This is a genomic window from Caulobacter sp. P1_B12_2 (assembly GCF_056406675.1).
Genome location: NZ_JBFTZS010000652.1, coordinates 1 through 1,813, shown reverse-complemented (window position 1 = coordinate 1,813; position 1,813 = coordinate 1). Strand labels below are relative to the sequence as shown.

The window sequence follows — 1,813 nt, the reverse complement described above, 5'->3', positions numbered from 1 at the left end:
AAAACTCCCCCGTCAGCCACTCCATGAACACCCGCACCCGCGGCGGGATGTGGCGGGCCTGCGGGTAGAGCAGCGACACCGGCGTCGGGCTGGGCGGGAAGTCCGGCAGGACCTCGACCAGCCGCCCGGCGTCCAGATCGGCCTGGGCGTGATAGCGCGGGACCTGGATGATCCCCAGGCCCAGGCGGGCGGCGGCGATGTTGGTCTCGGCCCCGGCCACCGACAGCACGGTCGGCAGGGTGACGAACTTCAGGACCCCGCCGACCGTGAACTCCAGGGGGAAGTGCTCGCCCGTCGCCGACGAGACGAAGCCGATCATCACGTGGCCTTGGGAATTCAGGTCGTCCGGCGCGGTCGGCGCCCCATGTCGCTCTAGATAGGCCGGCGCGGCGCAGGTCACCTCGTCCAGCAGCCCCACCCGGCGGGCGATCATGGCGCTGTCCTTCAGGTCGCCGACCCGCAGCACGCAGTCGACGCCCTCGCGCACCAGGTCGACCAGCCGATCGCCCTCGCCCAGGTGCAGGCGGATGTCGGGATAGCGCTCCAGGAAGGCCGGGAGGCCCGGCAGCAGGAAGTGGCGGGCCAGCGTGCCGTGGACGTCGACCCGCAGCAGCCCGCGCGGCTTGGCGTCGCTGAACTCGGCCTCGGCGTCCTCCAGCTCGCCCAGGATGGTCAGGCAGCGGCGGTAGAAGGCTTCGCCGTCCAGGGTGGGGCTGACGTGGCGCGTCGTACGCTGCAGCAGCCGCACGCCCAGCCGGGCCTCCAGCTGCTTGACGCCTTCCGTGGCCGACGAGGCCGGCAGGTTCAGGTCCAGCGCCGCCTGGCTGAAGCTGCGCCGCTCCACGATGCGGGCGAACAGGCGCATGGCGTCGAAGCGATCCAGGGCGGTGTCTCCATTATTCGGATATCTGAATAATGTTGTCGAATATCGACTGATTATCTCTGCAGGTCAAAAGCTCATCTTGTCCTCACAGCCGACGCGGTGTCGGCCTGGAGAGACCAAATGACCAACCAAAGCAACAAGGTAGCGATCGTCACCGGCGCCTCGGGCGGCATCGGCGGGGCGGTCGCGGAACGCCTGGCCCGCGACGGCTTCACCGTCGTCGTCAACTATGCCGGCAAGCCCCAGCCGGCCGAGAACCTGGTTCGCCAGATCGAGGCGGCCGGCGGCAAGGCCGTGGCTCACCAGGCCGACATCGCCGACCCCGAGGCGGTCCGCAAGATGTTCGAGGCCGCCGAGACGGCCTTCGGCGGCGTCGATGTGCTGATCAACAACGCCGGCATCATGAAGCTGGCCACGATCGCCGACAGCGACGACGCCCTGTTCGACAGCCAGATCGCCGTCAATCTGAAGGGCACGTTCAACACCCTGCGCGAGGCGGCCCGGCGACTGCGGGACGGCGGGCGGATCGTCAACGTCTCGTCCAGCGTCGTGGGCCTGCTGCAGCCGACCTACGGGGTCTACGCCGCGACCAAGGCGGCCGTGGAAGCCATGACCAGCATCCTGACCAAGGAGCTGCGCGGCCGGAACATCACGGTCAACGCCGTCGCGCCCGGCCCGACGGCGACAAAGCTGTTCCTCGACGGCAAGCCGCAGGCGGTGATCGACCACCTGACCAAGCTGGCCCCGCTGGAACGCCTGGGCCAGCCCGAGGACATCGCCGCCGCCATCGCCTTCCTGGTCGGCCCGGACGGCTCCTGGATCAACGGCCAGACCCTGCGCGCCAACGGCGGCATCATCTGATCCCGGCCGCCCGCCCCTCCCCGACACCCCCATTCAAGGACAACCGCATGACCACCCAGACCCAAGTCC

The 1,813-nt window shown here is 69.3% G+C and carries 2 protein-coding genes; one reads left to right on the top strand and one right to left on the bottom strand.

What is annotated here, in order from left to right; all coding sequences use genetic code 11:
* The coding region (locus AC1DZ6_RS24505) for a LysR family transcriptional regulator (protein ID WP_477099707.1) at nt 1-865 on the bottom strand (865 nt) is incomplete at its 3' end.
* Between the two features lie 138 nt (nt 866-1,003).
* On the opposite strand from AC1DZ6_RS24505, the gene AC1DZ6_RS24500 reads away from it, so the two are divergent.
* The gene (locus AC1DZ6_RS24500) at nt 1,004-1,744 is read left to right on the top strand and encodes an SDR family oxidoreductase (RefSeq protein ID WP_477099706.1); all 741 of its coding nucleotides are present in this window, start codon (nt 1,004-1,006) and stop codon (nt 1,742-1,744) included.
* Nucleotides 1,745-1,813: the final 69 nt, after the last annotated feature.

What these genes read in the sequence shown, in the direction of transcription:
- AC1DZ6_RS24500 (WP_477099706.1), top strand. Translation starts at nt 1,004, where the DNA reads ATGACCAACCAAAGCAACAAGGTAGCGATCGTCACCGGCGCCTCGGGC.